The sequence below is a fragment of the Paracoccus zhejiangensis genome (assembly GCF_002847445.1).
GTDB lineage: Bacteria > Pseudomonadota > Alphaproteobacteria > Rhodobacterales > Rhodobacteraceae > Paracoccus > Paracoccus zhejiangensis.
This window is the reverse complement of record NZ_CP025430.1, coordinates 3,118,781-3,144,995: the sequence shown is the minus strand read 5'-3', so window position 1 is coordinate 3,144,995 and position 26,215 is coordinate 3,118,781. Positions and strand designations below refer to the sequence as shown.

Annotated in this window: 23 protein-coding genes; 15 read left to right on the top strand and 8 right to left on the bottom strand. The window is 66.7% G+C overall.

The window, feature by feature from the left end:
- Positions 1 to 3: 3 nt before the first annotated feature.
- The 5 genes from galE (at position 4) to CX676_RS15190 (ending at position 6,218) form a co-directional block, all read left to right on the top strand.
- Entirely contained in the window at positions 4 to 990 is a 987-nt protein-coding gene (galE, locus tag CX676_RS15210) for a UDP-glucose 4-epimerase GalE (protein WP_101753367.1), read from the top strand.
- Entirely contained in the window at positions 987 to 2,051 is a 1,065-nt protein-coding gene (locus tag CX676_RS15205) for a glycosyltransferase family 2 protein (protein ID WP_101753366.1), read from the top strand. Before galE ends, CX676_RS15205 begins: the two co-directional genes overlap by 4 nt.
- Before the next feature lie 128 nt (positions 2,052 to 2,179).
- Complete coding sequence (locus CX676_RS15200) at positions 2,180 to 3,139, top strand: glycosyltransferase family 2 protein (RefSeq protein ID WP_232816663.1); 960 nt, start codon at positions 2,180 to 2,182, stop codon at positions 3,137 to 3,139.
- Positions 3,136 to 4,824: a beta-1,6-N-acetylglucosaminyltransferase gene (locus tag CX676_RS15195; protein ID WP_232816476.1), complete on the top strand. Its 1,689-nt coding sequence runs from the start codon at positions 3,136 to 3,138 to the stop codon at positions 4,822 to 4,824. The genes CX676_RS15200 and CX676_RS15195 overlap by 4 nt, the downstream gene beginning before the upstream one ends.
- Entirely contained in the window at positions 4,821 to 6,218 is a 1,398-nt protein-coding gene (locus CX676_RS15190) for a hypothetical protein (RefSeq protein WP_101753365.1), read from the top strand. The genes CX676_RS15195 and CX676_RS15190 overlap by 4 nt, the downstream gene beginning before the upstream one ends.
- Here CX676_RS15190 and CX676_RS15185 read toward each other — a convergent pair.
- Together CX676_RS15185 and CX676_RS15180 are read right to left on the bottom strand one after the other, a co-directional pair.
- Entirely contained in the window at positions 6,185 to 7,600 is a 1,416-nt protein-coding gene (locus tag CX676_RS15185; RefSeq protein ID WP_101753364.1) for a phosphohexomutase domain-containing protein, read from the bottom strand. The genes CX676_RS15190 and CX676_RS15185 overlap by 34 nt on opposite strands.
- Before the next feature lie 81 nt (positions 7,601 to 7,681).
- Positions 7,682 to 9,772, bottom strand: a complete 2,091-nt coding sequence (locus CX676_RS15180; protein ID WP_101753363.1) for an ATP-binding protein — start codon at positions 9,770 to 9,772, stop codon at positions 7,682 to 7,684.
- Between the two features lie 145 nt (positions 9,773 to 9,917).
- Between CX676_RS15180 and CX676_RS15175 the strand changes: the two genes are divergently transcribed.
- The 6 genes from CX676_RS15175 to CX676_RS15150 all read left to right on the top strand — a co-directional run bounded on the left by CX676_RS15175 (position 9,918) and on the right by CX676_RS15150 (position 14,161).
- Entirely contained in the window at positions 9,918 to 10,319 is a 402-nt protein-coding gene (locus CX676_RS15175) for a ketosteroid isomerase-related protein (RefSeq protein WP_101753362.1), read from the top strand.
- On the top strand, positions 10,316 to 10,900 hold the full coding sequence (locus tag CX676_RS15170) for a GNAT family N-acetyltransferase (RefSeq protein ID WP_101753361.1): 585 nt from the start codon (positions 10,316 to 10,318) through the stop codon (positions 10,898 to 10,900). Before CX676_RS15175 ends, CX676_RS15170 begins: the two co-directional genes overlap by 4 nt.
- Complete coding sequence (locus CX676_RS15165; RefSeq protein WP_101753360.1) at positions 10,897 to 11,736, top strand: carbon-nitrogen hydrolase family protein; 840 nt, start codon at positions 10,897 to 10,899, stop codon at positions 11,734 to 11,736. Before CX676_RS15170 ends, CX676_RS15165 begins: the two co-directional genes overlap by 4 nt.
- A gap of 81 nt (positions 11,737 to 11,817) precedes the next feature.
- The gene (arfB, locus tag CX676_RS15160) at positions 11,818 to 12,240 is read left to right on the top strand and encodes an alternative ribosome rescue aminoacyl-tRNA hydrolase ArfB (protein WP_101753359.1); all 423 of its coding nucleotides are present in this window, start codon (positions 11,818 to 11,820) and stop codon (positions 12,238 to 12,240) included.
- Positions 12,237 to 12,686: an NUDIX hydrolase gene (locus tag CX676_RS15155; protein ID WP_101753358.1), complete on the top strand. Its 450-nt coding sequence runs from the start codon at positions 12,237 to 12,239 to the stop codon at positions 12,684 to 12,686. The genes arfB and CX676_RS15155 overlap by 4 nt, the downstream gene beginning before the upstream one ends.
- 29 nt (positions 12,687 to 12,715) lie before the next feature.
- Positions 12,716 to 14,161 carry an inorganic phosphate transporter gene (locus CX676_RS15150; protein WP_101753357.1) on the top strand — a complete coding sequence of 482 codons (1,446 nt, stop codon included), beginning with the start codon at positions 12,716 to 12,718 and terminating at the stop codon, positions 14,159 to 14,161.
- On the opposite strand, the gene pncB is transcribed toward CX676_RS15150, so the two are convergent.
- Both pncB and pncA read right to left on the bottom strand, forming a co-directional pair.
- Complete coding sequence (gene pncB / locus CX676_RS15145) at positions 14,158 to 15,450, bottom strand: nicotinate phosphoribosyltransferase (RefSeq protein ID WP_101754369.1); 1,293 nt, start codon at positions 15,448 to 15,450, stop codon at positions 14,158 to 14,160. The two genes, CX676_RS15150 and pncB, sit on opposite strands and share 4 nt — an antisense overlap.
- An 11-nt stretch (positions 15,451 to 15,461) precedes the next feature.
- On the bottom strand, positions 15,462 to 16,058 hold the full coding sequence (pncA, locus tag CX676_RS15140; protein ID WP_101753356.1) for a bifunctional nicotinamidase/pyrazinamidase: 597 nt from the start codon (positions 16,056 to 16,058) through the stop codon (positions 15,462 to 15,464).
- A 181-nt stretch (positions 16,059 to 16,239) separates the two neighbouring features.
- Here pncA and CX676_RS15135 point away from each other — a divergent pair, with 181 nt between their 5' ends.
- From CX676_RS15135 to CX676_RS15125, 3 genes are read left to right on the top strand one after another with little or no spacing between them, the layout of a single operon-like run.
- Complete coding sequence (locus tag CX676_RS15135; RefSeq protein ID WP_101753355.1) at positions 16,240 to 17,829, top strand: SLC13 family permease; 1,590 nt, start codon at positions 16,240 to 16,242, stop codon at positions 17,827 to 17,829.
- A gap of 43 nt (positions 17,830 to 17,872) precedes the next feature.
- The gene (gene trhO, locus CX676_RS15130; RefSeq protein ID WP_101754368.1) at positions 17,873 to 18,775 is read left to right on the top strand and encodes an oxygen-dependent tRNA uridine(34) hydroxylase TrhO; all 903 of its coding nucleotides are present in this window, start codon (positions 17,873 to 17,875) and stop codon (positions 18,773 to 18,775) included.
- On the top strand, positions 18,772 to 19,599 hold the full coding sequence (locus CX676_RS15125) for a hypothetical protein (RefSeq protein ID WP_101753354.1): 828 nt from the start codon (positions 18,772 to 18,774) through the stop codon (positions 19,597 to 19,599). Before trhO ends, CX676_RS15125 begins: the two co-directional genes overlap by 4 nt.
- Positions 19,600 to 19,605: 6 nt before the next feature.
- Here CX676_RS15125 and CX676_RS15120 read toward each other — a convergent pair whose 3' ends face one another.
- Positions 19,606 to 21,885 carry an NADP-dependent malic enzyme gene (locus CX676_RS15120; RefSeq protein ID WP_101753353.1) on the bottom strand — a complete coding sequence of 760 codons (2,280 nt, stop codon included), beginning with the start codon at positions 21,883 to 21,885 and terminating at the stop codon, positions 19,606 to 19,608.
- A gap of 28 nt (positions 21,886 to 21,913) precedes the next feature.
- A complete protein-coding gene (locus tag CX676_RS15115) occupies positions 21,914 to 23,200 on the bottom strand; it encodes an MFS transporter (RefSeq protein WP_101753352.1) in 1,287 nt (428 codons plus the stop codon).
- A gap of 100 nt (positions 23,201 to 23,300) precedes the next feature.
- Here CX676_RS15115 and CX676_RS15110 point away from each other — a divergent pair, with 100 nt between their 5' ends.
- Positions 23,301 to 24,293, top strand: a complete 993-nt coding sequence (locus CX676_RS15110) for a purine-nucleoside phosphorylase (protein WP_198590209.1) — start codon at positions 23,301 to 23,303, stop codon at positions 24,291 to 24,293.
- 34 nt (positions 24,294 to 24,327) lie between these two features.
- Here the strand turns inward: CX676_RS15110 and CX676_RS15105 are convergent, their stop codons facing one another.
- A complete protein-coding gene (locus CX676_RS15105; protein ID WP_101753351.1) occupies positions 24,328 to 25,056 on the bottom strand; it encodes a peptidase in 729 nt (242 codons plus the stop codon).
- 107 nt (positions 25,057 to 25,163) lie between these two features.
- Positions 25,164 to 26,198: an agmatinase gene (speB, locus tag CX676_RS15100; protein ID WP_198590208.1), complete on the bottom strand. Its 1,035-nt coding sequence runs from the start codon at positions 26,196 to 26,198 to the stop codon at positions 25,164 to 25,166.
- Positions 26,199 to 26,215 lie beyond the last annotated feature (17 nt).

The following is a 26,215-nucleotide window of genomic DNA, read 5'->3' as shown; positions in this document are numbered from 1 at the left end:
GCGATGGGCGATCATGTCCTGGTGACGGGCGGCGCGGGCTATATCGGCTCGCACGCCTGCAAGCAGCTGCGGGCGGCGGGCTATGTGCCGGTCACCTTCGACAATCTCGGCACCGGCTGGCGCGACGCGGTGAAGTTCGGCCCCTTCGTTCAGGGCGATCTCATGGACCCCGAGGCGCTGGCCGGGGCCTTTGCCCAGTATCGCCCCGTGGCGGTGATGCATTTCGCCGCGCTGAGCCAGGTCGGCGAGTCGATGACCGATCCCGGCCGCTACTGGCGCGAGAACGTCACCGGCGCGCTGAACCTCGTGCAGGCGGCGCTGGCCGCAGGCTGCAAGCGGCTGGTCTTTTCGTCGACCTGCGCCACCTACGGCGATCACGACGGTGTGCTGCTGGATGAGGCGACGGTGCAGCAACCGCTGAACGCCTATGGTGGCAGCAAGCTGGCGATCGAGCAGATGCTGCGTGATTTCGGCGCCTCGGACGCGCTGGAGACGGTGATCTTCCGCTATTTCAACGTCGCTGGCGCCGACCCCGAGGCCGAGATCGGCGAGTTCCACCGCCCCGAGACCCATCTGATCCCGCTGGTTCTGGATGCGGCTACCGGCAAACGCGAGGCGCTGACCGTCAACGGCACCGATTATCCGACCCGCGACGGCACCTGCCTGCGCGACTATGTGCATGTGATGGACCTTGTTGACGCCCATGTGCTGGGCCTTCGCTGGCTCGAGGCCGGCAAGGGCAGCGCGGTGTTCTGCCTTGGCAGCGGCGCAGGCTTTACCGTGCGCGAGGTCATGGCCCGTTCGGCCGCGATCACCGGTCGCGAGATTCCCCTGCGCGAAGGGCCGCGTCGTGCCGGCGATGCGGTCAGCCTCGTCTCGGGCAGCCAGCGTGCCATCGACACGCTCGGCTGGCGGCCTGAGCGCTCGACGCTGGACCAGATGATCGGGGATGCCTGGCGCTGGCATCAGGTGGGCGACTACCAGAAGTGAGCCGCAGCCCGACACCGCTACCGCGTCACAAGGACCTGTGGTGGGCCTATCGGTTGCGGTGGAAACGGCGGGACTATCTGTGGCGGGCCTTCCGGGCGCGGCGGTCACTGACTCGCCTCGCCTACCGCACCGCCGAGATCGCACCGGGTGACATCCTCTGTGTCGCCACCCTGCGCAACGAGGCGATCCGACTGCCCGGTTTCCTCGACCATTACCGCGCGCTTGGCGTCAGCCATTTTCTGATGGTCGTGAATGACAGCGATGATGGCAGCGCCGAGATGCTGGCCGATCAGCCCGATGTCTCGGTCTGGACCACCCGGGCCTCCTATCGCGACAGCCGCTTTGGCCTCGACTGGTCGAACTGGTTGCTGGCGCGTTACGGTAGGGACCACTGGTGCCTGACCGTCGATGCCGACGAGTTGCTGATCTATCCGCATTGGCAGGACAGGGGCCTGCCCGTGCTGACCGCCCATCTGGACCGGATCGGCCAGCCCGCGATGGGCGCGCTGATGCTGGACCTCTATCCCAAGGGATCGATGGATCAGGCCGAGACCGATGATCCGCTGGCCGGGCTCGACTGGTTCGACCCCGGGCCCTATCGCACGCAGATCCAGCATCCGAAGTGGAACCGATGGGTACAGGGCGGCCCGCGCGACCGGATGTTCTTTGCCGACCGGCCCGAGAAGGCGCCAACGCTGAACAAGCTGCCGCTGGTCCGCTGGCAACGGCACTATGCCTATTCGAACTCGACACATGCGATCCTGCCGCGCGACCTGAATACCGTCTATGACGGGCCGGGCGATCCGCGGCTGTCGGGCGTGCTGCTGCACACGAAATTCATGCCCGGCGCTGCCGCGCGCGCCGCAGAGGAAAAGCGGCGGGGCCAGCATTTCAGCGAGGCGGCGAGTTATGACGCCTATTACGACGCGCTGAGCCTTGCGCCCGACCTGTGGCATCCGGGCTCGGTCCGGCTGACCGGCTGGCAGCAACTGGTCGATCTGGGGCTGATGTCGGATGGCGGCTGGTCGGCCGGATCGTCGCAGGGCGGCGAAAGTAACTGAACCGGCGGTTGAATGATGCTATGGATGGGCAAAAGAACCATCGGCAAATGGCCCCCTCGCCCGTGAGCAGTGCTTTCCGAACCACCTATGACCGCCTCAAGCGCCGGGGCGAGCGGCAATATGCGCTGATGCGCGCGCTGCGCCGTGGCCGGCGGCTGCGGGCGCTGAGGGATCGCAGCGACCAGATTGCCCCCGCCGACATCCTTGTCTTCACCACCCTGCGCAACGAACGCCCGCGCCTGCCGTATTTCCTCGACTATTACCGCCGCATGGGCGTCGGTCACTTCCTCATGGTCGACAATGACGGCCAGGATGGCAGTGCCGACTATCTGGCCCAGCAGCCCGATGTCTCGGTCTGGCGAACCGGCGACAGCTACAAGGCCTCGCGTTTCGGCATGGACTGGATCAACGACCTCCTGCGCCGCCACGGCAGCGGCCATTGGTGCCTGACGGTCGATCCCGATGAATTCCTGATCTATCCGCATCACGATACCCGCCCGCTGCGCGCCCTTACCGATTGGCTCGATGCCAGCGGCGCGCGCAGCTTTCCGGCGATGCTGCTCGATACCTATCCGCGGGGGCCGATCGAAGAGGCCATCTGCGCCGAGGGTCAGGACCCGCTGGAACTGGCCAACTGGTTCGATCCGGCCAATTACACCATCCGCAAGAACAGCTATTACGGCAATCTCTGGATTCAAGGCGGCCCGCGCGCCCGCTGCTTCTTTGCCGACAGCCCAAAGAACAGCCCTGCGCTGAACAAGATCCCGCTGGTGAAATGGCACTGGCGCCAGGCCTATGTCAGCTCGACCCACACGCTGCTGCCGCGCGGGTTGAACATGGTCTATGCGCAGGATGGTGGCGAGATGGCCTCGGGCTGCCTGCTTCATGCCAAGTTCCTGTCGAGCCTGACCGGGAAATCCGCCGAGGAACTGGACCGCCGCCAGCACTACGCCGGCAGCAAGGAATACCGCGCCTATCACGCCCGGCTTGGCGAAGGCTCGAGCCTCTGGTGCGAGGAATCGCGCCAGTACACCGATTGGCGGCAACTGGCCGATCTGGGGCTGATCTCGCCGGGGAACTGGGCATGAGCGCGGACGGGGTGCAGTTGGGCGTCGTTCTTCTGTGCCATGACCGGCTGGACATGGCGGCGCGGATGGCGCAGATCTGGGCCGAGGGCGGCGCGGCGGTCATGGTCCATGTCGATGCGCGGGTCGCGGCCAGCGATCATGAGGCGATGGTGCAGGCGCTGAAGGACCAGCCACTGATCGCCTTCTCGCCGCGCCGCGCCTGCAACTGGGGCCGGTTCGATCTGGTGCAGGCGACGCAGGATGCCAGCCGGCAGTTGCTGGACCAGCAGCCAGCGGTCAGCCATGTCTACCTTGCTTCCGGTTCCTGCCTGCCGCTCAGGCCGGTGGCGGAACTGACCGACTATCTGCGCCGCCATCCGACACGCGACCATATCGAAAGCGTCGCGGTCGCGGATGCCTTCTGGGCCATGGGCGGGCTGAACGAGGAACGCTTCACCCGCTATTTCCCCTTCGACTGGAGGCATCAGCGCTGGCGGTTCGACCGCTTTCTGGATCTGCAGCGCTGGCTTGGCGTCCGGCGGCAGCTGCCGGCCGGTCTGGTGCCGCATCTCGGATCGCAATGGTGGTGCCTGACCCGAACCACGCTGGAGGCCATCCTGACCGATCCGCAGCGCGCAGACTATGACCGCTTCTTCCGCCTCGCCTGGATCCCCGACGAGTCCTATTTCCAGACGCTGGCGCGGAAGCACTCGCCCGAGATCGAAAGCCGCTCGCTGACGCTGGCGCGCTTTGACCTGAAGGGCAAACCCTACCTGCTTTACGACGACCACCGGCAGTTGCTGGAAGCTTCCGGCGCCTTCGTCGCCCGCAAGGTCTGGCCCGGAGCCACCGGGCTAATGGACCATTTCCCGCAGGCCTCGGCGGCGGGGACCTCCGACCGGCATCCCGACCCGCGCGGCATCGATCAGCTGTTCGCACAGGCTGCCGCGCGGCGGGCGCGGGGGCGCCCCGGTCTGCGGTCGCAGGGGCGCTTTCCAAGCAAGGGCAGCGAAAACCAGCGGACGGCTGCGCCCTATGCCCTGTTCCAAGGCTTCGACGCGGTGATCCCCGGTTTCGAAGACTGGCTCGCCGGCCAACTCGATGCCGATGTGCACGGGCATCTGTTCCATCCCGACCGCGCCGAATTCGCCGGTCGTCCAGATGTCGGCCCCGGTGCCCTGTCCAGCAACCCGACGCTGCGGGATTACCACCCCGAGGCGTTTCTGGCCTCGCTGATCCGCTCGGGCAGCCGGATGCAGGTCTTCCAGCACGGGCCGGGGGATGATCCCGGTCCGAACGGGTTCATCGCCAGCGATGCCAACGCCCGGTTGTCTGTCATCACCGGCGCATGGGTCGTCCCCCTGTTCCGCGCCGCCCTGCCGCTGGTCGAGATCCGCCGAACCGCCGCGCTGCTTCAACGCGCCGAGATCGAACAGGTCACCATCCTCAGTTCACCCTCGGTCCGCGCGCAGGTGCAGATCTGGGACCTGGCCGATTTCGTCGCCCGCCCCGAGGTCATTCTTGCCGAGGCATTGGGGCCGATCGATCCGGTCCTCTCCCGGACACAGCGCCCCCTGCCGCCGATCCCTGACCTGTCGGGCCTCGGCGATTTCCTGCAACGCCTGCGCAATGCCGGGCTGCGTCCGGCATTGACCGGGTCATTCCCGCCGACCGATGCCTCGACCGAAGAAGGGCCGACACCATGAGCCAGGATTTCCGCAGCTTTGTCATCTTCGCCGAGATGCGCACCGGCTCGAACCTGCTCGAGGCGACGATGAACGCGGTCAAGGGCGTCACCTGCTTTGGCGAGGCCTTCAACCCCTATATGCTGGGCTGGCCCGATGTCGACAAGCTGCGCGGGCTGACCATGGCCGAACGCGAGGCCGATCCGCTGAAGCTTCTGGCACTGCTGATGGAGAAGCCCGGCCACCTGCCCGGTTTTCGCTATTTCCACGATCACGACCCGCGCGTGTTCGACGCGATCATGGCCGAGCGCAGCTGTGCCAAGATCATCCTGACCCGCAACCCGCTGGACAGCTATGTCTCGACCCGGCTGGCCTGGGAAACGAACCAGTGGAAGCTGAACCAGACAGAGACCCCGATTCCCGCCAGGATCCGCTTTGCCGGCGACGAGTTCCGCCGGATGCTGGGCGAGATCGAGGACTTCCTCGCCCGCGTCCAGCGCGGCTTGCAGGTGACCGGCCAGACCGCCTTCTGGCTGACCTATGACGACCTGCGGGATGCCGAGGTGATGACGGGAATGATGCACTGGCTGGGCCGCGACGATCTGGACAAGCTCCAGCCGGCGAATGACCAGGTGCCGCAGAACCCGCGCGAGATGGCCGAGAAGGTCGAAAACATCGACGAGATGCAGGCGGCGCTGGCGGCGATGGACCCGTTCGGCCTGTCGCGTATCCCGACCTTCGAGCCGCGTCGCGGCCCGGCCGTCCCCTCCTTCCTCGCGGCCGAGGCCGGGGCGGGGCTGGTCTTCATGCCGGTGCGGGGCGGGCCAAGCGATGCGCTGCGCGACTGGCTGGCCGGGCTTGGCCCGATGGCCGGGGATTTCACCCAGAACAGCCTGCGCCAGTGGAAGCGCGCCCATCCCGGCCATCGCAGCTTTACCGTGCTGCGCCACCCGCTGCGCCGGGCCTGGACCGCCTTCCGCGCGCTGACCCAGGGCGAGAATGCCGAGCTGCGGCAGCTGATGCGCGATCTGCATCGCGTGCCGCTGCCCGAGGATGCAGCGCTGGCTGACATGGGCGCCGACCAGTCGGCGGCGCTGTTTGCCGATTTCCTGAACTTCCTCAAACGCAACCTGAACGGCCAGACCACGCTCAGCACCCATCCGGGCTGGGCCAGCCAGACCGAGGTGCTGGCCGGCTTTGCCCGATTTGCCACGCCCGACCTGCTGTTGCGCGAGGATCGGCTGGCCGAGGAAATCCCGTGGCTCGCGGCTTCGGTGGGGCTCGACGCTACAAAGGCCGGTCCGCCCGCAGCCGCGAGCTTCCCCGATTTCCTTGCCGATCCGGCGCTGCAGAAGGCCGCCAAGGCAGCCTATCTGCGCGATTACGTGTCCTTCGGCTTCGACGATCCGGCCTGAAGCAGCGCCGCGATCTCGGCCTGCCGGCGCTGGACCAGCGCCGGGTCGCCGGCGGATTCGACGTTCAGCCGCACCAGCGGCTCGGTGTTCGAGCGGCGCAGGTTGAAGCGCCAGTCCCGAAATTCCAGCGATAGCCCGTCCTGATCCTCGCGCCGCAGGGCCTTGGGGCCAAACTCCGCGACCACCAGGTCAATCGCCGCAGCCGGATCGTCGAGAACGAAATTGATCTCGCCCGAGGAGGGGAACATCCGCATCCGCTCGGCCAGCAGATCCGCCAGCGACACTCCCTTGCGCGACAGCAGCTCGACCACCAGAAGCCAGGGGATCATTCCGCTGTCGCAGAAGAAGAAGTCGCGGAAATAGTGATGCGCCGACATCTCGCCGCCATAGATCGCGCCTTCTTCGCGCATGGTCTGCTTGATGAAGGCATGACCGGTCTTGGACTGCACCGCACTCCCGCCAGCCCCGGCGATGACGGCGCGGGTGTTCAGGACCACGCGCGGGTCATGGACGATCTTCTCGCCCGGCATCTTCTCCAGAAAGGCCGCCGCCAAAAGACCGACGATATACTCGCCGGGGATGAAATTCCCGTCAGCGTCGAAGAAGAAGCAGCGGTCGAAATCGCCATCCCAGGCCACGCCCAGATCGGCGCCGGCCGCCCGCACCGCCTCGGCGGTCATCGGCTGGTTCTCGGGCAAAAGCGGGTTCGGGATGCCGTTCGGGAAGCCCGGATCGACCTGATGGTTCACCCGGACAAAGGTCAGCGGCGCGCCGCGCGCGGCCAGTTCCGCAGCAATCGCATCGAAGGTCGGGCCGGCAGTGCCATTGCCGGCATTGACGAGGATGGTCATCGGACGCAGCGCCGCGACATCGACGAAATCGACCACCGCGCGGGCATAGTCGGTGCGCAGCGCGCGGCCGTCCAGCACATCGCCCTGCCGCGCCGCGGCGGTGAAATCGCCCAAGCGCGCCAGCGCCGCGAGCGCCGGCAATTCGGTTTCCGGGTCCAGCGGCGCGGAACCGGGGCCGACCAGCTTCATGCCGTTATAGTCGATGGGGTTATGCGAGGCGGTCACCTCGATCCCGCCATCGGCGCCGGTCTCGCCGGTGGCGAAATAGACCTCTTCGGTGCCGGCAAGGCCAAGGTCCAGCACATCTGCCCCGCCCTCGGTCAGACCTCGGATCAGCGCCGCCGCGAGTTCGGGTGACGAGGCACGGCTGTCGCGGCCGACCACCACCCGCCGGGCCTCGCGGCCCTGGGCGAAGGCGCGGCCGACGCGCCAGGCGATATCGGCATCCAGATCGACGCCCAGCCGGCCGCGCATGTCATAGGCCTTGAAACAGGTGATCTCGCGATAGCCCTGCGGCTGTGTCTGATCCATCTTCACCCTCTTCCCGTTTCGCTGTCCTGCCAGATCGCAGCTAACGCTTCAGGCCGGGAATGCAAGCACCGTCGCTGCCGGTCAAACCAGATGATCGGGGATCGGCGGCAGGACCAGATCGGGGCGAAAGCGGCGGATCAGCGACAAGAGCACGCTGCGGCGGATCGGCTTGACCACCACCTCGTTGATGCCGAATTCGGCCACGCCATTGCCGTCCTGCCGCACCGCGTCGGCGGTGACCGCGACGATGCTGGTCCGGGGCAGATGCTCGCGCGCCTCGATCTCGCGGATGGTGCGGCTGGCTTCGCGCCCGTCCATGATCGGCATCGAGATGTCCATCAGGATCAGGTCGGGCCGATACCGGCTCCACAATTCCACGGTTTCCTTGCCGTCCTGCGCGCTGACCAGGTCGATGTTGCAGTCGCGCAGCATCTTTTCGATGATCAGCCGGTTCGTGGCATTGTCATCGGCGATCAGCACCCGCATCCGGCGCATCGGGCCGGGCATCGCCTGCAATTCGCTGGCCAGCGCCTCGCGGATCTCGACGCCGACCGCCTGCCGGGTGAAGGGCAGACGCAGGATCTTGGTGAAGCGGCCGGGGTCGATCGAGGGCCGAAGCGCGCCGACCACCAGCCAGAACTCGACCGCCCGGCCAAGGACCTCTAGCCGCTCCATCGCCAGAGCCGGGGGCTCTCCGGGATTGTCGTCATAGATCAAGACCCAGCGCGCCCGGCCATAGCGGCGGATCGATTCCACCGCCGCCGCCGCATCGGCAACGATCCGAGCCCTCAGCCCGGCCGCGCCAAGCGTGCGGTGCAGCCGGCGACGGGTTCCCGGGTCAGGCTGGATCATCACCAGAAGCTTGCCCCCGGGAATGTCGCCCGGAACGCGACGCGGCAGCTTGGTTGCCGGTGGCAAGGGCAGACTGACACCGAAGCAAGACCCACCATCGGGCAGGTTCGTCTGCCACAGCTGGCCATCCATGGCCTGCACAAGCTGGGCTGTGATGGCCAGGCCCAGCCCGCTGCCATTGCGCTCGGCAATCGCCGGCTCGCCCAACTGGCTGAACTTCTCGAAGATGGTGTCGACCTTGTCCTCGGGGATGCCCGGCCCGCTATCCTCGACGGTCAGCACGACCTGATTGCGCTGCTGCAGGATGCGCAGTTGCACTGCCCCTTCGGGCGTATACTTGATGCCATTCCCGAGCAGGTTCAGCATGATCTGCCGGATGCGCCCGGCATCGCCGTGAAAGCTGGCCGGTGTCAGCGGGTCATAAGACATCGTGAGCCGCAACCCCTTGGCCGCAGCATTGGGATGCAGCAGGGTCACCACCTCGGCCGCCAGCCATTCCAGATCGAAGACGTTGTGGTTGACCTGGATGCCGTGATGCTGGCCACGGGTGAATTCCAGCACATCGTTGATCAGGTGTAACAGCGCCTCGGCCGAACTGCGGATGGTTTCGGCGAAGACCTTGCACTCGCCGGCCAGATCGCTGTCGCACAGCAATTCGGCCATCCCGAGGATGCCGTTCATCGGCGTGCGCAATTCGTGGCTCATATGGGTCAGGAACTTGGTCTTGGCCTCGGCCGCCTGTTCGGCCGCCTTCTGCGCGGCCGCCAGCGCCTGCTGGCGGTCGATCTCGACCGTCACATTGCTCGCCAGGTAGATCAGGTTGCCGTGGCTGTCGCGCTTGGTGTACCAGCGATACTTGCGCCCATCGGCGATCGAGGCGACCGAGGCGCGCCCATCATTCCGGGCCACCTGCTCGCCCCATGCCTCCAACGTCGCGGCATCGAGATCGATCAGGTGATGCCGCGCCGCCTCTTGCACCAGATGCAGCAAACTGACGCCGGGATCGCAGGTAATCACCGGCTCGAAAAAGCTGCGGAACGACCGGTTGCTGAAGGTCAGCGCAAGATCCGGGTCGAAGATCGCGAATCCGTCGCGGATCGTATCGACCGCCTCGCGGAAGCCCTGCAGGCGCCGCTGGCTGGCAGCGATCTCTTCAACAAGCCGCTGGATCAACCAAGCCGAGGCGGGCGGCAGGTCCTGCAGGCCGGGCATGGCCGGCTGTTCCTGGCGCAGCGCCAGGACACAATCCCTCAGCGCGGCCTGCAGCGCCGCAACCTCGCCCTCGCCCCCCTCCTCGCCTGTCTCCGACTCTCCGCGCAACGAGGCCCCCGATTTCCGCGCCTGACCGTTGACCTTCTAGCGCAGGCGCATGAACAGCCGGTTAACCGAGGCTCTGGTCCCAAGGGGTGAGGTGACTTCCGCGCCCCTGCGGGCTAGACCCGGTCAACGGCAAATTGAGGTTCCGATGGACGCGAAAACCCTGATCCAGAGCTATTTCACCGCCTTCAACGAGGGCCGCACCGATGACATGCTGGCGCTGCTGCATGACGAGGTCGAGCATCACGTGAACGAGGGCCAGATCCGCCGCGGCAAGGCGCTGTTCGCGGAATTCAACGCCCATATGACAGAAAGCTATCGCGAGAACCTGACCGATCTGGTGGTGTTCGCCAATGAATCGGGCGACCGGGCGGCGGCAGAATTCATCGTGAACGGCACCTATCTGAAGACCGACGAGGGCTTGCCGCCGGCGCGCGGCCAGACCTATCGCCTGCCGGCCGGGTCCTTCTTCACCCTGCGCGACGGCAAGATCGCCCGCGTCACCACCTATTACAACGTTGCCGACTGGACCCGGCAGGTCAGCGCATGAGCGTCGCCGCCCGCGTCCTGACAGGTGCGGCGCTGGCCGACGCGCTGGAGGACGTGGCGCGGCTGCGCATCGCGGTGTTCCGCGACTGGCCTTATCTCTATGACGGCGATCTCGACTACGAGCGTGACTACCTGAAGGCCTACCAGTCGCCCGGTGCGGTGGTGGTGGTGGCCGAGGATCAGGGGCGGATCGTCGGCGCCTCGACCGGTGCGCCGATGCGCGACCATGCGGCGGATTTCGCCCTGGCCTTCCGCGACCGGCCCGAGCCGCTGGACGACATCTTCTATTGCGCCGAATCGGTGCTGCTGCCCGAATATCGCGGGCACGGGCTGGGCCATGCCTTCTTCGACGCGCGCGAGGCCCATGCGCGTTCGCTCGGCGCGCGCTACAGCGCCTTCTGCAGCGTGATCCGGCCCGAGGACCATCCCGACCGTCCCGCCGATTACCGACCCCTGAGCAGCTTCTGGCAGAAACGCGGCTATGCCCCGCTGCCCGGCGTGGTGGCCCGGTTTTCGTGGAAGGATCGCGGACAGTCCGGGGTGACCGAGAAGCCGCTGCAATTCTGGATGCGCGCCCTATGAAGATCGCCGCCGCCGCATATCCGTTCGACTGGTTCGACAGCTTTGCCGATTACGAGGCCAAGCTGACCCGCTGGGTCGAGGAGGCCGATGGCGCCGATCTGCTGGTCTTTCCCGAATATGGCGCGATGGAACTGGCGAGCCTCGGCGGGCGCGAGGTGGCGGGCGCGCTGGAAAGCTCGCTCCACGAGGTCGCGCGGCATGCGGAGGCGGTGGCTGATCTGCACGCGCAACTGGCGCGGCGGTTCGACTGCCACATCCTTGCCGCCTCGGGTCCGCATTTCGCTGGCGCGCGACCGGTGAATCGCGCGGTGCTCTACGGTCCCGATGGCCGGATCGGGCATCAGGACAAGCAGGTGATGACCCGGTTCGAGCGCGAGGACTGGCATGTCACCGGCGGGCCGGGCCTGCAGGTGTTTGACACCAGCCTCGGGCGCATCGGCATCCTGATCTGCTATGACAGCGAGTTCCCGCTGCTGGGCCGGCGGCTGGTCGAGGCCGGGGCGGAACTGCTGCTGGTGCCCAGCTGCACCGATACCGTCGCGGGCTTCAACCGGGTGCGCATCGGCGCCATGGCCCGCGCGCTCGAGGGGCAATGCGTGGTGGTGCAGGCGCCGACGGTTGGCGATTGCGACTGGAACCCTGCCATCGACGAGAATCGCGGCCGCGCGGCGATCTATGCTCCGCCGGACGGGTTCTGGCCCGAAAGCGGGGTCATCGCCGAAGGCGGCATGGACCAGCCGGGCTGGGTCATGGCCGAGGTCGACCTGTCGCGCGTGGCGGAAAGCCGGCGGAACGGCGCGGTGCTGCCCTTCGCGCATTGGCCGGAAAGCGAATAGTAGATAAATTTCTGCACAAATTTACGCCAGCTTAAACATTCTCGCTTTGAATGGGGCGTGAACCGGCCATATCTTGTGGCCATGCTTCAGATAACCGACAACATCTCCATCGAGGAATGGGAGCTGACAGAACAATTCACCCGGTCGCAGGGACCGGGCGGGCAGAACGTGAACAAGGTGGAAACCGCGGTCGAACTTCGCTTCGAGGCCGCGCGCTCTCCGAACCTGCCCGATCCGGTGAAGCGCCGGCTCGAGCGGCTGGCCGGGCGGCGCTGGACCACTGACGGCGCGCTGGTGATCCTGTCGCAGGAGACCCGCAGTCAGGCGCGCAACCGCGAACTGGCGCGCGAAAGGCTGGCCGAACTGATCCGCCGCGCGACCGAAGCACCCAAGCGCCGCATTGCCACGCGACCCACCCTTGGCAGCCAGAAGCGGCGGTTGAAGGCCAAGGCGGTGCGTGGCGAGGTGAAATCGATGCGTGGCAGGGTGGAGGCCGAGGAATGAACATGCTGAGCCGCTCGCTGCGCATGATTCTCGGCCGCCGTCCCCCGGCGCTGCAGGTCGGCGCGATCTGCCGGAAGGCCGAAACGGGCGAGATGCTGCTGATCACCAGCCGCGACACCGGGCGGTGGGTCATCCCCAAGGGCTGGCCGATGGAGGGACGCAGCCTTGCCCATGCCGCGCTGCAGGAGGCTTGGGAAGAGGCCGGGGTGCGCGGCAAGGTCGGCATGACAGAACTCGGCCGGTTCCGCTACGACAAGCGGCAGGACAAGGGCTTTGCCGTGCCGGTCGAGGTTGCGCTTTACCCGGTCGAGGTGCTGGAACTGGCCGACGACTATCCCGAATACGAGGAACGCCACCGCGAATGGTTCGCCCCCGGGCAGGCCGCCGAACTGGTGAACGAAGCCGGGCTGAAGCAGATCCTGCAGGGTCTGGCCCGGGCCGCATGACCCGCCCTGCGCGCCCGAGGGCCTGAGCCATGGCGCGCCCGGGCACCGACTTCCGCATTCTCGACAAGGATCTGGACCGCATCTCGAATGCCGAGATCGCGCAGCTTCAGGCGGCGCGACCGGTGCTGGCCATCGGCGCGGCGCTGATCTTCATCGCGGCAGTCGTGCTCTTGACCCTCGGCGCATATGGCGGCCGGCCCGATCTGGCAATGATCGCGGCGGCGATGGCGGTCGCGGCCTACCTGGCGCTCTCCATCGGCTCGAACGATGTGGCCAACGCCCTTGGCCCGGCAGTGGGCGCGGGCGCGGTGCCGCTGGTCACCGGGCTGATCATCGTGGGCGCAGCCGAGGTGTTGGGCGCGCTCCTGGCCGGCGGCGCGGTGTCCGAGCGCATTTCGGGCGGGATCATCCATGCCTCGGCCGAGACCGGCGGCGCGCTGCAGGGGGCCGACCAGGTGATGCTCTCGGCCCTGCTGGGCGCAGCGATCTGGATCAGCTTTGCCAGCTGGCGCGGGTTGCCGGTCAGCACCACCCATTCCATTGTCGGTGCCATCGGCGGGGCCGGGCTCCTGGCCTATGGGCCGGGCGCGCTGGTCTGGTCGGGCGTGGCCTCGATCGCCATCGGCTGGGTCGCTGCCCCGCTGGTCGCCGCCGCCATTGCCGCCGGACTTCTCGCGCTGATCCGGGCCAAGGTAAACGACGCCCCCGATCGCATCGCCGCCGCCCGGCGCTGGTTGCCGGGGCTGATCGCCGCGCTGGCCGCGCTGTTCGTTTTGTATCTCGGCCTGCTGCTTCTGCGCCTGCCGCTGCTGCCGGTGCTGATCGCCACCGCCGCCGCCACCGTCGCCGTGCAATACTGGGCGGTGGCGCGGCTCTCCGAAGGCATTGCCCGCGCGGGGCGCGAAAAGCTGGCGCTGAAGCAGCTGTTCAGCCTGCCGCTGCTCTGTTCGGCGGCGCTGATGGGCTTTGCCCACGGCGCCAATGACGCGGCCAATGTCGCCGGGCCGCTGACCGTCATCCTGAACGGCGCGCGTCTCTCGGGTCAGGCGGGCGATCTGCCCGTGGTGGCGCTGCTGGCGGCCGGGGCGGGGATCGCGCTAGGCACGGTTCTCTTCGGCGGCAAGCTGGTCGAGATGGTGGGCAGCGGCATCACAAGGCTGAACCCGGTCCGGGCCTTCTGCGTCTCGTCGGGGACGGCGATCACGGTGCTGGCCGCGTCGCTGGCCGGGTTGCCGGTCAGCACCACCCATATCGCTGTGGGCGGGGTGTTCGGGGTCGGCTTCTTCCGCGAATGGCACGACCGCCGCCGCCGGAAAAGCCGCGAGGCCCTGCCTGCGGCCGAGGTGCGCCGCCGCGTGCTGGTGCGCCGCAGCCACCTGACCTCGATCATCGCCGCATGGCTGGTCACGGTCCCCGCCGCCGCGCTGCTGTCGGCAGCGATCCAGTGGCTGAGCCAGGGCCTGATCGGCGGCTAGACCACCACCTCCTGAACCTGCTGCCGGCCCACGCCAAAGACCCGCTTGTAACGCTCGATCTCGTCCGCCGGTCCCATGGCCTTGGCCGGATTGTCCGACAGCTTGACCGTGGGGCGCCCTTCCGCCGAGACCGCCTTGCAGACCAGGCTGAATGGCGCCAGCCCGTCGCCCGGCACCAGCCCGCGGAAATCATTGGTCAGAAGCGTGCCCCAGCCAAAGCTGACCTTCACCCGGCCGTGGAACTGGTGGTGCAGTTCGAAGATCTTGTCCACGTCCAGCCCGTCCGAGAAGATCACCAGCTTCTCGCGCGGGTCCTCGCCCCGCGATGTCCACCAGGCGATGGCGGTCTCGGCCCCCTCGGCCGGGTCGCCGCTGTCGATGCGGATGCCGGTCCAGCCGGCCAGCCAGTCGGGCGCGTGGTCAAGAAAGCCCTTGGTGCCATAGGTATCGGGCAGGATGATGCGCAGGTTGCCCTCGTGCTCCTCGTGCCAGTCGGCCAGAACCTCGTAGGGGGCGCGGCGCAGTTCCTCGTCGCTATCGGCCAGCGCGGCGCGCACCATGGGCAGTTCATGGGCATTGGTGCCGATCGCCTCGATGTCGCGGCGCATGGCGATCAGGCAGTTCGAGGTGCCGATGAAGCTGTCGCCCAAGCCCTCGATCATCGCCTGCACCGCCCAGTCCTGCCACAGGAAGCTGTGGCGGCGGCGGGTGCCGAAATCGGCGATCTTCAGGTCTGGCAACTCCCGCAGCTTCTGGATCTTCTCCCACAGCCGGGCCATCGCTCGGGCATAGAGCACCTGAAGCTCGAACCGGCCCATATCCTTCAGCACGGCGCGCGAGCGCAGCTCCATCAGGATCGCCAGCGCCGGGATTTCCCAGAGCATCACCTCGGGCCAACGGCCCTCGAAGGTCAGCTCGTACTGGCCGTCGCGCTTTTCGAGATGATAGGCGGGCAGTCGCAGACCCTCCAGAAACTCCATGAAATCGGGCCGGAACATCTGACGCTTGCCGTAAAAGGTATTGCCGCGCAGCCAGGTGCTTTCGCCCCGCGCCAGCGACAACCCGCGCACATGGTCCAGCTGCTCGCGCAGTTCGCCCTCGTCGATCAGCTCGGCAAGGCGGATGGACTTGGTGCGGTTGATCAGGCTGAAGGTGACGTTGGTATCGGGCCGATTGCGAAACACCGACTGGCACATCAAGAGCTTGTAGAAATCATCATCGATCAGCGAGCGGACGATCGGGTCGATCTTCCATTTGTGGTTATAGACCCGCGCGGCAATGTCGACGATCGGTCCGTTGTTCATACCAGTTCCACCCCTGCCGCCTTCATGTCCGACCGCGCCTTGTCACGGCTGCCTTCCAGATCGATGGCGCGCGTCGCCGCCTCGATCACCCGCACCGAGAAACCCAGCTTCGCCGCGTCGATGGCGCTCCACGCGACGCAGAAGTCATGGGCGAGGCCGACGAAGGTCAAGCGCGTCAGCCCCCGCTCGTTCAGATAACCGGCAAGCCCGGTCGGGGTTTCATGGTCATTCTCGAAAAAGGCCGAATAGCTGTCGATCGCGGGCCGGAAGCCCTTGCGGAGGATCAGGTCGGCCCGGTCCACCACAAGTTCAGCATGAAACTCCGCCCCGGTGCTGCCCTGCACGCAATGGCGCGGCCATAGCACCTGCGGGCCATAGGGCATCTGGGTCAGGCTGAAGGGTGCCGCGCCCGGGTGGTTGTCGGCAAAGCTCGTGTGATCCGCGGGATGCCAGTCCTGGGTCAGCACCACGGCGTCGAAATCGCCCATCATCGCATTTACCGGACCAACGATCTCATCGCCCCCAGCCACCGCCAGCGCGCCGCCGGGGCAGAAATCGTTCTGCAGGTCGATCACGATCAGCGCATCCGCCATGGCTGGCCTCCCTCTGCTAACTCAATGGGTATGGGCTGGATTTGGCCCCGTCAATGCCGCCCCGCCCTGAGGCGGCGCCCGCCCTGCGCAAGCCTCGCGCGATAATCGATAGACCGATTCAACTCGCCGCGTTAGCGTAACCAGATGAGAAGGGGAGTTTTTAGCAGAAGGAACGGGGGGAATGAGTTTGAACGAACAGTTTCATCAACAGGGCGAGTTCGACGATCACGACAATGATCCGAACACGCCATCGGGTACCTTCATCTGGAGGGCACGCATCGGCGGGCTGATCGCGGCCTTCGCGGTCTGGCTGCTTCTGGGCACATCCGAGGGACTGGCGCCCGACGCGCGCTTTGTTGCCGCCATCGGCACACTGATGGCGATCTGGTGGATGACCGAGGCGATCCCGCTGGCCGCCACCTCGCTTCTGCCCATCGTGCTGATCCCGATGCTGACCGAGCGCACGGTCTCGGAATCCACTGCGCCCTATGCCAGCTCCATCGTCTTCCTGTTCGTCGGCGGCTTCCTGATCGCCATCGCCATGGAGAAATGGAACCTGCACCGCCGCATCGCGCTGTTGACGCTGCGCAAGGTCGGGGTGAAGCCGCGCCAGATCGTGCTGGGGATGATGCTGGCCACGGGCTTCCTGTCGATGTGGGTGTCGAACACCGCCACCACGTTGATGATGCTGCCCATCGCTCTGTCGATCCTCGCGCTGGTGATCGAGCGCGGCCATACCAGCCAGGGGGCCGAGGTGGCCGATCAGCTGCAGGCCGGCAACAAGATCTCGGATATCGTCGACGACCCGAACACCCGCACCTTCGGCGTCTGCCTGGTGCTGTCGATCGCTTGGTCGGCCAGCATCGGCGGACTGGGGACGCTCTTGGGCAGCCCGCCCAATGCCATCGTCGCGGGCTATGCGGCGGATGAGCTGGGCCGCGAGATCGGCTTTCTGGAATGGATGATGGTCGGCGTGCCACTGGCTCTGACCTTCATCCTGATCGCCTGGGTGCTGATGACCCAGATCCTCTATCGCTTCAACCTGCCCGAGGTTCAGGGCGGCCGGGCGATGATCGATGACGAGATCGCCAAGCTTGGCCCGCTGAGCCAGGGCGAAAAGATGGTGCTTGTGGTCTTCTGCGGCGCGGCCTTCCTGTGGATCGTGCCGGGCCTCTTGGCGAATATCCCCGGCCTCGGCTTCCTTGGCGGGCTGGACGATACCGCCATCGCCATCGCCGCGGGCATTGCGCTGTTCATCCTGCCGGGTCAGGGCCGCAACCGCATGGTGCTGGACTGGAAGGATGCCGAGAACGGGCTACCCTGGGGCGTGCTTCTGCTGTTCGGCGGTGGTCTCAGCCTCGCCTCGGCAGTGGCCGCGACCGGTCTGGACAGCTGGTTCGGCGAGCAGGTGCAGGGACTCGAGGCGCTGACGACCATCGCGCTGGTGGCGGCCGTGGTGACGATCATCCTGTTCCTGACCGAGATCACCTCGAACACCGCCACGGCGGCGACCTTCATCCCGATCCTCGGCGGGGTCGCGGTGGGCATCGGGGCGGACCCGATGACGCTTCTGATCCCCGCCGCCTTCGCCGCCACCTGCGCCTTCATGCTGCCGGTGGGCACGCCGCCCAATGCCATCGTCTTCGGCTCGGGCGTGGTGAAGATCAGCCAGATGGCGCGGGGCGGCTTTGTGCTGAACCTGACCGGGATCATCCTGATCACCATGTTCTGCTACCTGATCGGCAGCTGGGCGATGGGTCTGGTGTTCTGACTCTGCTTGCCGGGCGGGGCCTTCTCGCGCTATGGCCCCGCCCATGTTTACCGTCGCCGCCCTCTATCACTTCACCCGATTTGACGACCCGTCCGCGCTGCGCGGGCCGTTGCTTGACGCCTGCACGGCGGCGGGCATCAAGGGCACGCTGCTTCTGGCCCGCGAAGGGATCAACGGCACCATCGCCGGCACCCGCGAGGGCATCGATGCAGCGCTGGCACAGATCCGCTCCCTGCCCGGCTGCGCCGCGCTGGAGTGGAAGGAAAGCACCGCAGCCGAGATGCCCTTCGGCCGGATGAAGGTGCGGCTGAAATCCGAGATCGTCACCATGGGCCAGGCACAGGTCGATCCGTTGGCCGGCACCGGACACTATGTCGAGGCCGCCGACTGGAATGCCCTCATCTCCGCGCCCGACGTGGCGGTGATCGACACGCGCAACGATTACGAGGTCCAGATCGGCACCTTTCAGGGCGCCGTCGATCCCGGCACCAGAAGCTTCCGCGATTTCCCCGACTGGTGGGCCGCGAACGCGGACCGCTTTGCCGGCAAGCGCATCGCCATGTTCTGCACGGGCGGTATCCGCTGCGAGAAATCCACCAATTTCCTGCGCGGACAGGGCGTCGAGGAGGTGTTTCACCTCAAGGGCGGCATCCTGAAATACCTGGAAGAGGTGCCCGAGGCCGAGAGCCTCTGGCAGGGCGAGTGTTTCGTCTTCGACCAGCGCGTCAGCCTTGGCCACGGGCTGCGGCAGGGTCCGCATGTGCTCTGCCATGCCTGCCGCCGCCCGCTGGCCCCCGAGGACCTGGCCCGCCCGGATTACGAGGAAGGCGTGGCCTGCCACCGCTGCGCCGGCGAATACTCCGAGGACGACCGCGCCCGCTTCCGCGAGCGGCAGAAGCAGGTGGACCTCGCACGGTCGCGCGGGATGGCGCATTTCGGCGAATGAGCCACTGGTCCCACCCCGTCGCAGGCTTCTGGGCGGGCGAAGACCTGTCCTTCGTCGAGCAGATGGTGATCCGCTCCTATCTGGAGCAGGGCTGCGACTTCACGCTCTATCTGGGCCATTCGGTCGGCGGCATTCCCGAGGGCACGCCAGTCCGCGAGGCGACCGAGATCCTGCCGCGCCCCGGTTTCCTGTCGCCCGAACCGACCCGCAAGCAACTGGCGGTCTGGTCCGACCTGTTCCGCATCCGCCTGCTGCAAAGCCAGCAGGTGATCTGGGCCGATCTCGATGCCTATTGCGTCCGGCCCTATGACCTGCCCTCGGATCACGGCTTTGGCCATAACGGCACCGGCGGCATTCTGTCCGGGGTGCTCGCCCTGCCGCAGGATTCTGCCGCGCTGCGCTGGATGAGCGATTTTCTGGATCAGGACGAGATCGCGCCGCCCTGGTCCGATCCGGCCTGGGTCGAGCGGCGGCGCAAGCAGGGCACGCTTGGCGTGGCGGACCTGCCCTGGGGCGATACCGGGCCGCGAATGCTGGCCCATGCGCTGCGAATCAGCGGCGAGGACCGCTTTGCCCTGCCGCCCGAGGTCTTCTACCCGCTCTTGCCCAACACCCTGCAGCGCCTGTGGCGACCCGGCGGTTCCGACGCCTTCATTCGCCCGGAAACCCTGTCGGTCCACATTTTCGGCTATACCAAGCGGGTGCTGGCGACCCATTGGCAGGGGCTGCCCCCACCCGGCAGCTGGCTGGCACGGATGGCCGAACGGCACGGGATCGACCCGCGGGCAGCGCCGGCAACGGGATTGCCGCTGCCGCCGCGCTGAGCCGGGCTACTTCACCTGCCCCAGCCCGCCCGCCGCGATGGCGGCCATGTTCAGGATGTCGTTCACGGTCGAGCTGGTCGAGCAGATCTGGATCGGCTGCGGCACACCGGTCAGGATCGGGCCGATCACCGTGGCCCCGGCCATTTCCTGCATCAGCTTGACCGAGATCGAGGCCGAATGCCGCGCCGGGACGACCAGAACATTGGCGGGCGCGGTCAGGCGGCTGAAGGGATAGCGGGCGGCGGCCTCGGGGTTCAGGGCCACGTCCACGGTCATCTCGCCCTCGTATTCGAAATCGACTTTGCGGGCGTCCAGCACCTTGGGTGCCTCGGCCATCTTGATGGCGCGCTCGCTCAGCGGATAGCCGAAATTCGAGAAGGACAGGAAGGCCACGCGCGGCTCGAGCCCCAAGCCCCGCGCGACGTGTGCGCCACGGGTGGCGATATCGGCCAGATCCTCGGCCTCGGGCCATTCATGGACCAGCGTATCGCCGATCAGCACGATGCGGCCCTTGTGCAGCACAGCCGTCACACCGACCGCGCCATCCTGAGGACGCGCGTCGAACACATGGTTGATCTGGGCCAGCACATGCGCCGATTTCCGCGTTGCCCCCGTCACCAGCCCGTCACCGTGACCATGGGCCAGCATCAGCGCGGCAAAGACATGGCGGTCGCGGTTGGCCATCTTGTGGGCATCCTCGCGGTCCACGCCCTGCCGCTGCAACCGGCCATAGAGATGCGCGTGATAGGCGTCGAGATGCTTGGTGTTGCTGGCATTCACCACGGCGATCTCGCGCACGGCATCACCAAGCCCGGCGGTTTCGAGCTTTTCCTTCACATCGGTCTCGCGCCCCACAACCAGCGCCTGCCCCATGCCGCCCCGCTGCCAGGCCACGGCGGCGCGGAGCACGCGCGGATCATCGCCCTCGGCAAAGATCATCCGCGCCTGCTTCGAGCGCGCCCGGGCGTGGATGCCCTGCAGGATCGATGCGGTTGGGTCCATCCGGTTCTTCAGCGACTGGACATAGCCCGCCATGTCGATGATCGGCCTCCGGGCCACCCCGGTCTCCATCCCGGCCTGCGCTACGGCGGGCGGGACGACATGGATCAGCCGGGGATCGAAGGGCGTCGGGATGATGTAATCGCGGCCAAAGCGCAGCTTGCGGCCATAGGCCACGGCGACCTCGTCGGGCACGTCCTCGCGCGCGAGTTCGGCCAGCGCGCGGGCGCAGGCGATCTTCATCTCGTCATTGATGGCGCGGGCATGGATGTCCAGCGCGCCCCGGAACAGGTAGGGAAAGCCCAGAACGTTATTCACTTGATTGGGGTAATCGCTGCGGCCGGTGGCGACGATGGCGTCGGGGCGGACGGCATGGGCATCCTCGGGGGTGATCTCGGGATCGGGGTTCGCCATGGCGAAAATCACCGGGTTGTCGGCCATGGCTTCCACCATGGCCTGCGTCACCGCGCCCTTGGCCGAGACGCCAAGGAACACATCCGCCCCGCGCATGGCCTCCTCCAGCGTGCGCAGGTCAGTGGCGACGGCATGGGCCGACTTCCACTGGTTCATGCCCTCGCTGCGGCCCTGGTAGATCACGCCCTTGGTGTCGCACATGATGCAGTTGTCATGCCGCGCACCCATCGATTTCAACAGTTCCAGACAGGCGATGCCGGCGGCCCCGGCGCCGTTCAGGACGATCCGCACATCCTCGATCTTCTTGCCGGACATCTCCAGCGCGTTGATGAGGCCCGCCGCGCAGATCACCGCCGTGCCGTGCTGGTCGTCATGGAAGACCGGGATATCCATGATCTCTTTCAGGCGCTGCTCGATGATGAAGCATTCGGGCGCCTTGATGTCTTCCAGATTGATCCCGCCAAAGGTCGGGCCCATCAGCCGGACGGCATTGATGATCTCTTCGGGGTCCTCGCTGTCCAGTTCGATATCGATGGCGTTCACATCGGCAAAGCGCTTGAACAGTACCGCCTTGCCCTCCATCACCGGCTTCGAGGCCAGCGCCCCCAGATTGCCCATGCCCAGAATGGCGGTGCCGTTCGAGATGACGGCGACCATGTTGCCCTTGACGGTATAGTCATAGGCGGTCTCGGGCCGGTCGGCGATGGCCTGCACCGGCACCGCGACGCCGGGCGAATAGGCAAGGCTCAGGTCGCGCTGCGTGGTCATGGGCGTCGAGGCGACGATGTCGTATTTCCCCGGTCGCGGCTCCATGTGATAGGCCAGCGCCTCTTCCGGCGTGATGCGCGCCCGGACGGATTTCTTCTCGCTCATGTCAGTGGTCCCCTTGCCTGAGGTCTGACTAGCGCGGCTGATCGTCTGGCTCAACGGGAAAGGCGCGGCCAAGGAAGCGCCAGAAGACAATCGTCGTCAGGGCAAAGATCAACAATCCCAATATGTAAGGCGCTAACAGTGCCGGCTGGCGACCCACCGATTCGCTGACCCCGCGGGTCAGTAAGCCTGCGGAAAACATGCCCAAAGGCGCCATGCCGATGGCGAAGAGGCGATAGGCGGAATTGACCCGGCCCAGCAGCCGGCGCGGGATGTGACGCTGGCGATAGCTGACCGAGACGGTATTCCACAATACTCCGCCGAACTCGCTGATGAAGAAGCCCGCGCAGATCAGGATGAGGCCGGGCACGCCGCTTGCCGCGAACAGCACGGTCAGCGGAAAGACCATCGCGGCCGCCATGGTGATCTGCAAGACGCGGGATCGGCCTAGCCAATCGACGACGCGGTGATTGATCAGCCCGGCCAGCACCCCGCCCGCACCGCCCGCCGCCATGATGGCCGAGATCGCCAGCGGGCCAAGTTGCAGCCGTTCCTGCACCAGGAGGACCAGCGTGACCATCATCGCCTCGAAGGAAAAATTGAACAGACCGGTCAGGATCGCCAGATTGCGCAGGATCGGCTGGCCCAGAAGATAGGCCACGCCCTCGCGCAGTTCCGCCCGCCAGTTGCGCGTCGCGGGCGCCTTTGCCTCAGTTTCAGCGCGAAAATCGCCCTTCAGCCCGGCTACCAGCGCCACCGACAGGGCCAGCGCGGCCGCATTGACACCAAAGGGCAGGGCCAGCGACAGGCCCAGCAACAGCCCCGCCGCCGCCGTGCCGACGAAATTGTTCATCACGAACTCGACCGACCACAGCCGGCCATTGGCGCGTTCGAGGTCGTGTTCGGGGACCAGCGCGGGCAGCATGGTCTGGGCGGCATTGTCGCGCAGCACCTCGGCAATGCCCACGGTGATCGCCGCCCCGGCCACCAGCGCGAAGATCAACGGCCGGTCGGTGCCGCGCAATGGCGGTTCGTCAAAGGGCAGCGCCGCCCAGATCGCCAGCCCCGCCCCGGCATAGGCCAGGGCGCGCAGCGTATCGGCGGCAAGGATCAGCCGGCGGCGGTCAAAGCGGTCGACGATGATCCCGGCGGGCAGCGAAAAGACGAACCACGGCGCCTTCAGCGCCACCGGCACCAGCGCGATCAACAGCGGGTCGCGGGTCAGCTGTGTGGCGATCCAGCCCCAGGCGACGATGGCGATGCCATCGCCAAAATTGGCAAGTCCGGTGGCGGCGATGAAACGGGCAAGCGCGGTCATGCCGCGACCTTGGCCCAGCGCGCCGGCACAGGCAAGCACCTGCGGCAACTGGACAATCCGCCGCACCCCGCCCTATCTGGGGCAAATCAAGGAGAGAACCATGCCCGTCCTGCGCGCCGCCCTGCTGACCACGCTTGCAACCCTGCCCGCCCTTGCCCAAGCCGAGCCGGTGAAGGTCAAGGTCTTCGTCGGCTCGATGTTCGAGATCGGCGAGATGACCGGCGACCGCGCGGGCGAGTTCCAGTACTGGTTCGACGATTACTGGTCCGACGCCACGCCGATCGAGGTCGCGGGCGCGGCGCAGCCGGTCTATTGCAACGATGATGGCGTCTGCGGTGCGGTGCTGGGCATGGGCAAGGTCGCCTCATCGGCCTCGATGATGGCGATCCTGCTGAACCCGGCCTTCGACTTCTCGCAAAGCTATTACCTGCTGACCGGGGTGGCCGGCACGCCGCCCTCGCGCGGGACCATCGGCTCGGTCTTCTGGGGAAGCTGGCTGGTCGATTACGATCTGGGCCATCGGTGGGCCGAGGGCGAGGTGCCCGAGGGCGATCCGCTGTTCATGCCGCGCAAGGGCTATGAGGCGGTGCGGCTGTTCCAGCTGGACCCGGCGCTGACCGCACGCGCGATGGAGCTGAGCGGCGGCGTCACGCTGGTCGATTCCGAGGACGCCAAAGCCTATCGCCTGCGCTATCCCGACGAAGCCGCGCTGGCCGCGCCGAGTGTCGGGGTCGGCACGCATATGACCGGCGATACCTTCTTCCACGGGCCGGGCCTGTCGGAAGAGGCACAGTATATCGCCAAACTTTACGAGGCGGATGATTACGTCATCACCGAGATGGAGGCGGCGGCGCTGGCGCAGGTGATCGGCCGGCTGCATGGCACCGATCGCATCCTCAGCCTGCGCGGGGCGGTGAATTTCGATCAGGGCAACCCGAACGAGACCACGCTGGCGCATCTGGACCCGGCGCCGGGCGAAACGGCGGGCGGCTTTGACGAGACTCTGCAGAACATCCATGCCGTCGGCGCGGCGGTGGTCGATGACATGGTAGTGCATTGGGATGAGTGGGCGGCGGGCGTCCCGGCCAAGTGATCCTGCGGGTGGGCGCGGTTCCGGCCGCGCCCTCTTAAATCGAGACCTTGACGAAACTGTCGCGCAGGGCGTTCGACCATTCGACGCTCATCCGGGCGAAATCGGGATCGCCGTCGAGGATGCGGCGTTTCGCGCTGACGGCGCAGGCATCCTTTTCGATGATCGCCAGATCCAGCGGCATCCCCACCGACAGGTTCGACCGAAGGGTCGAATCCATCGACAGCAGCACCGCCTTCTGCGCATCGGCAAGGCTGGTCGCCGGCGTCACCACCCGGTCGAGGATCGGCTTGCCGTATTTATGCTCGCCGATCTGCAGGAAGGGCGTGTCCTCGGTCGCCTCGATGAAATTGCCTTCCGGGTAGATCAGGAACATCCGCATGTCGCCGCCGGCACGCTGGCCGGCCACTATGAAGCTGGCCGAGGCCTGATGCTGGCTCAGATCGCGCAGCTGGTCCGAGATCTCGCGCCGGGTCCGGGCGAGGCAGTCGCCGATCATCGAGGCCACCTGCAGCATCGTCGGGGCCTTCAGGATCGAGGTGGTCTCGTCGGCCATCTCGTCATCGATGGCCTCGTGCAGCCGCGCCAGCGTGGTCTGTGTCACCGACAGCGAACCGGCGGTCATGATGGCGATGACGCGCTCGCCGGGGTTTTCGAAGAAGAACATCTTGCGATAGATGGCGATGTTGTCGAGCCCGGCATTGGTGCGCGTATCCGACAAGAGCACCAGCCCCGCATTCAGTTTCAGCCCCACGCAATAGGTCATTCGTCCATCGTCCAGTCCAAGTGTCGCCGGGCATCATATGTTCACGGGACGCGCGCCGCAATCATTGCGAGGAACGCCCGTTCCAGCCGTGACCAAATGTCTAGGACTCACCCCTTCAGCGCCGGGCTGAACTGCATCAGCGACAGGATCTCGAACAGCATCTGCGCCCCGGCATGGGCGGTGTTGTTGGTGGCGTCATAGGCGGGCGCGACCTCGACCACGTCGCCGCCGACGATGTTCAGCCCCTTCAGACCGCGCAGGATCGCCAGTGCCTCGCGGGTCGAAAGCCCGCCGATCTCGGGCGTGCCGGTTCCCGGTGCATAGGCCGGATCGAGGCTGTCGATGTCGAAGCTGACATAAACCGGCCCGTCACCCGCCACCGCGCGGGCCTGCGCGATGATCTCGGGGATGCGATCCTCGGAGACCTCGCGGCCATGCACCACGGTCATGCCCGAGGCATAAGAAAACTCCCACACATAGCCCGAGGCGCCGCGGATGCCGATCTGGATGGTGCGCTCGGGGTCCAGAACGCCGTCCAGCACCGCATTGCGGAAGGGGCCGCCATGATGGAACTTCTCGCCCTCATAGCTGCCGCCGGTGTCGCAATGGGCGTCGATATGGATCATGCCCACCGGCCGGTCGCGCCCCACCGCGCGCAGGACCGCATGGCTGACCGAATGATCGCCCCCGACGCCAAGCGGCAAGGCCCCGGCGGCAAGGATGCGGTCGACGAAAGCGGTGATGTCGTCGAGGCTCTGGTGCAGGTCGAAACGCGAGCGGAAGGGCACGTCGCCGATATCGGCCACCGCCATCTCGTGCACCGGCGCGGTGCCAAGCGCGTCATTATAAGGGCCGACCCGCTCGATGGCGCGCAGAGCACGCGGGCCGAAGCGCGCGCCGTTGCGGTTCGTCACCGCCAGATCCATCGGCATGCCGTAGATCGCCACCTGCAGGCCCGAGGGATCGCCGTCCTGAACCGGGGCATCCAGAAAGGTCGGCAGCCCGGCATAGGGCGCGCGTCGCCGGTCGCCATCCTTGAAGATCAGTTTGGCGATGCGGGCGAAATCCGGGTCGGCGATGTCACCGCCCGCGCCCTCGGCAAATTGCGCCCTGAGGGCCTTCAGCTTGTCTTCGGACCACATGATGCTAGCCTTCCCTC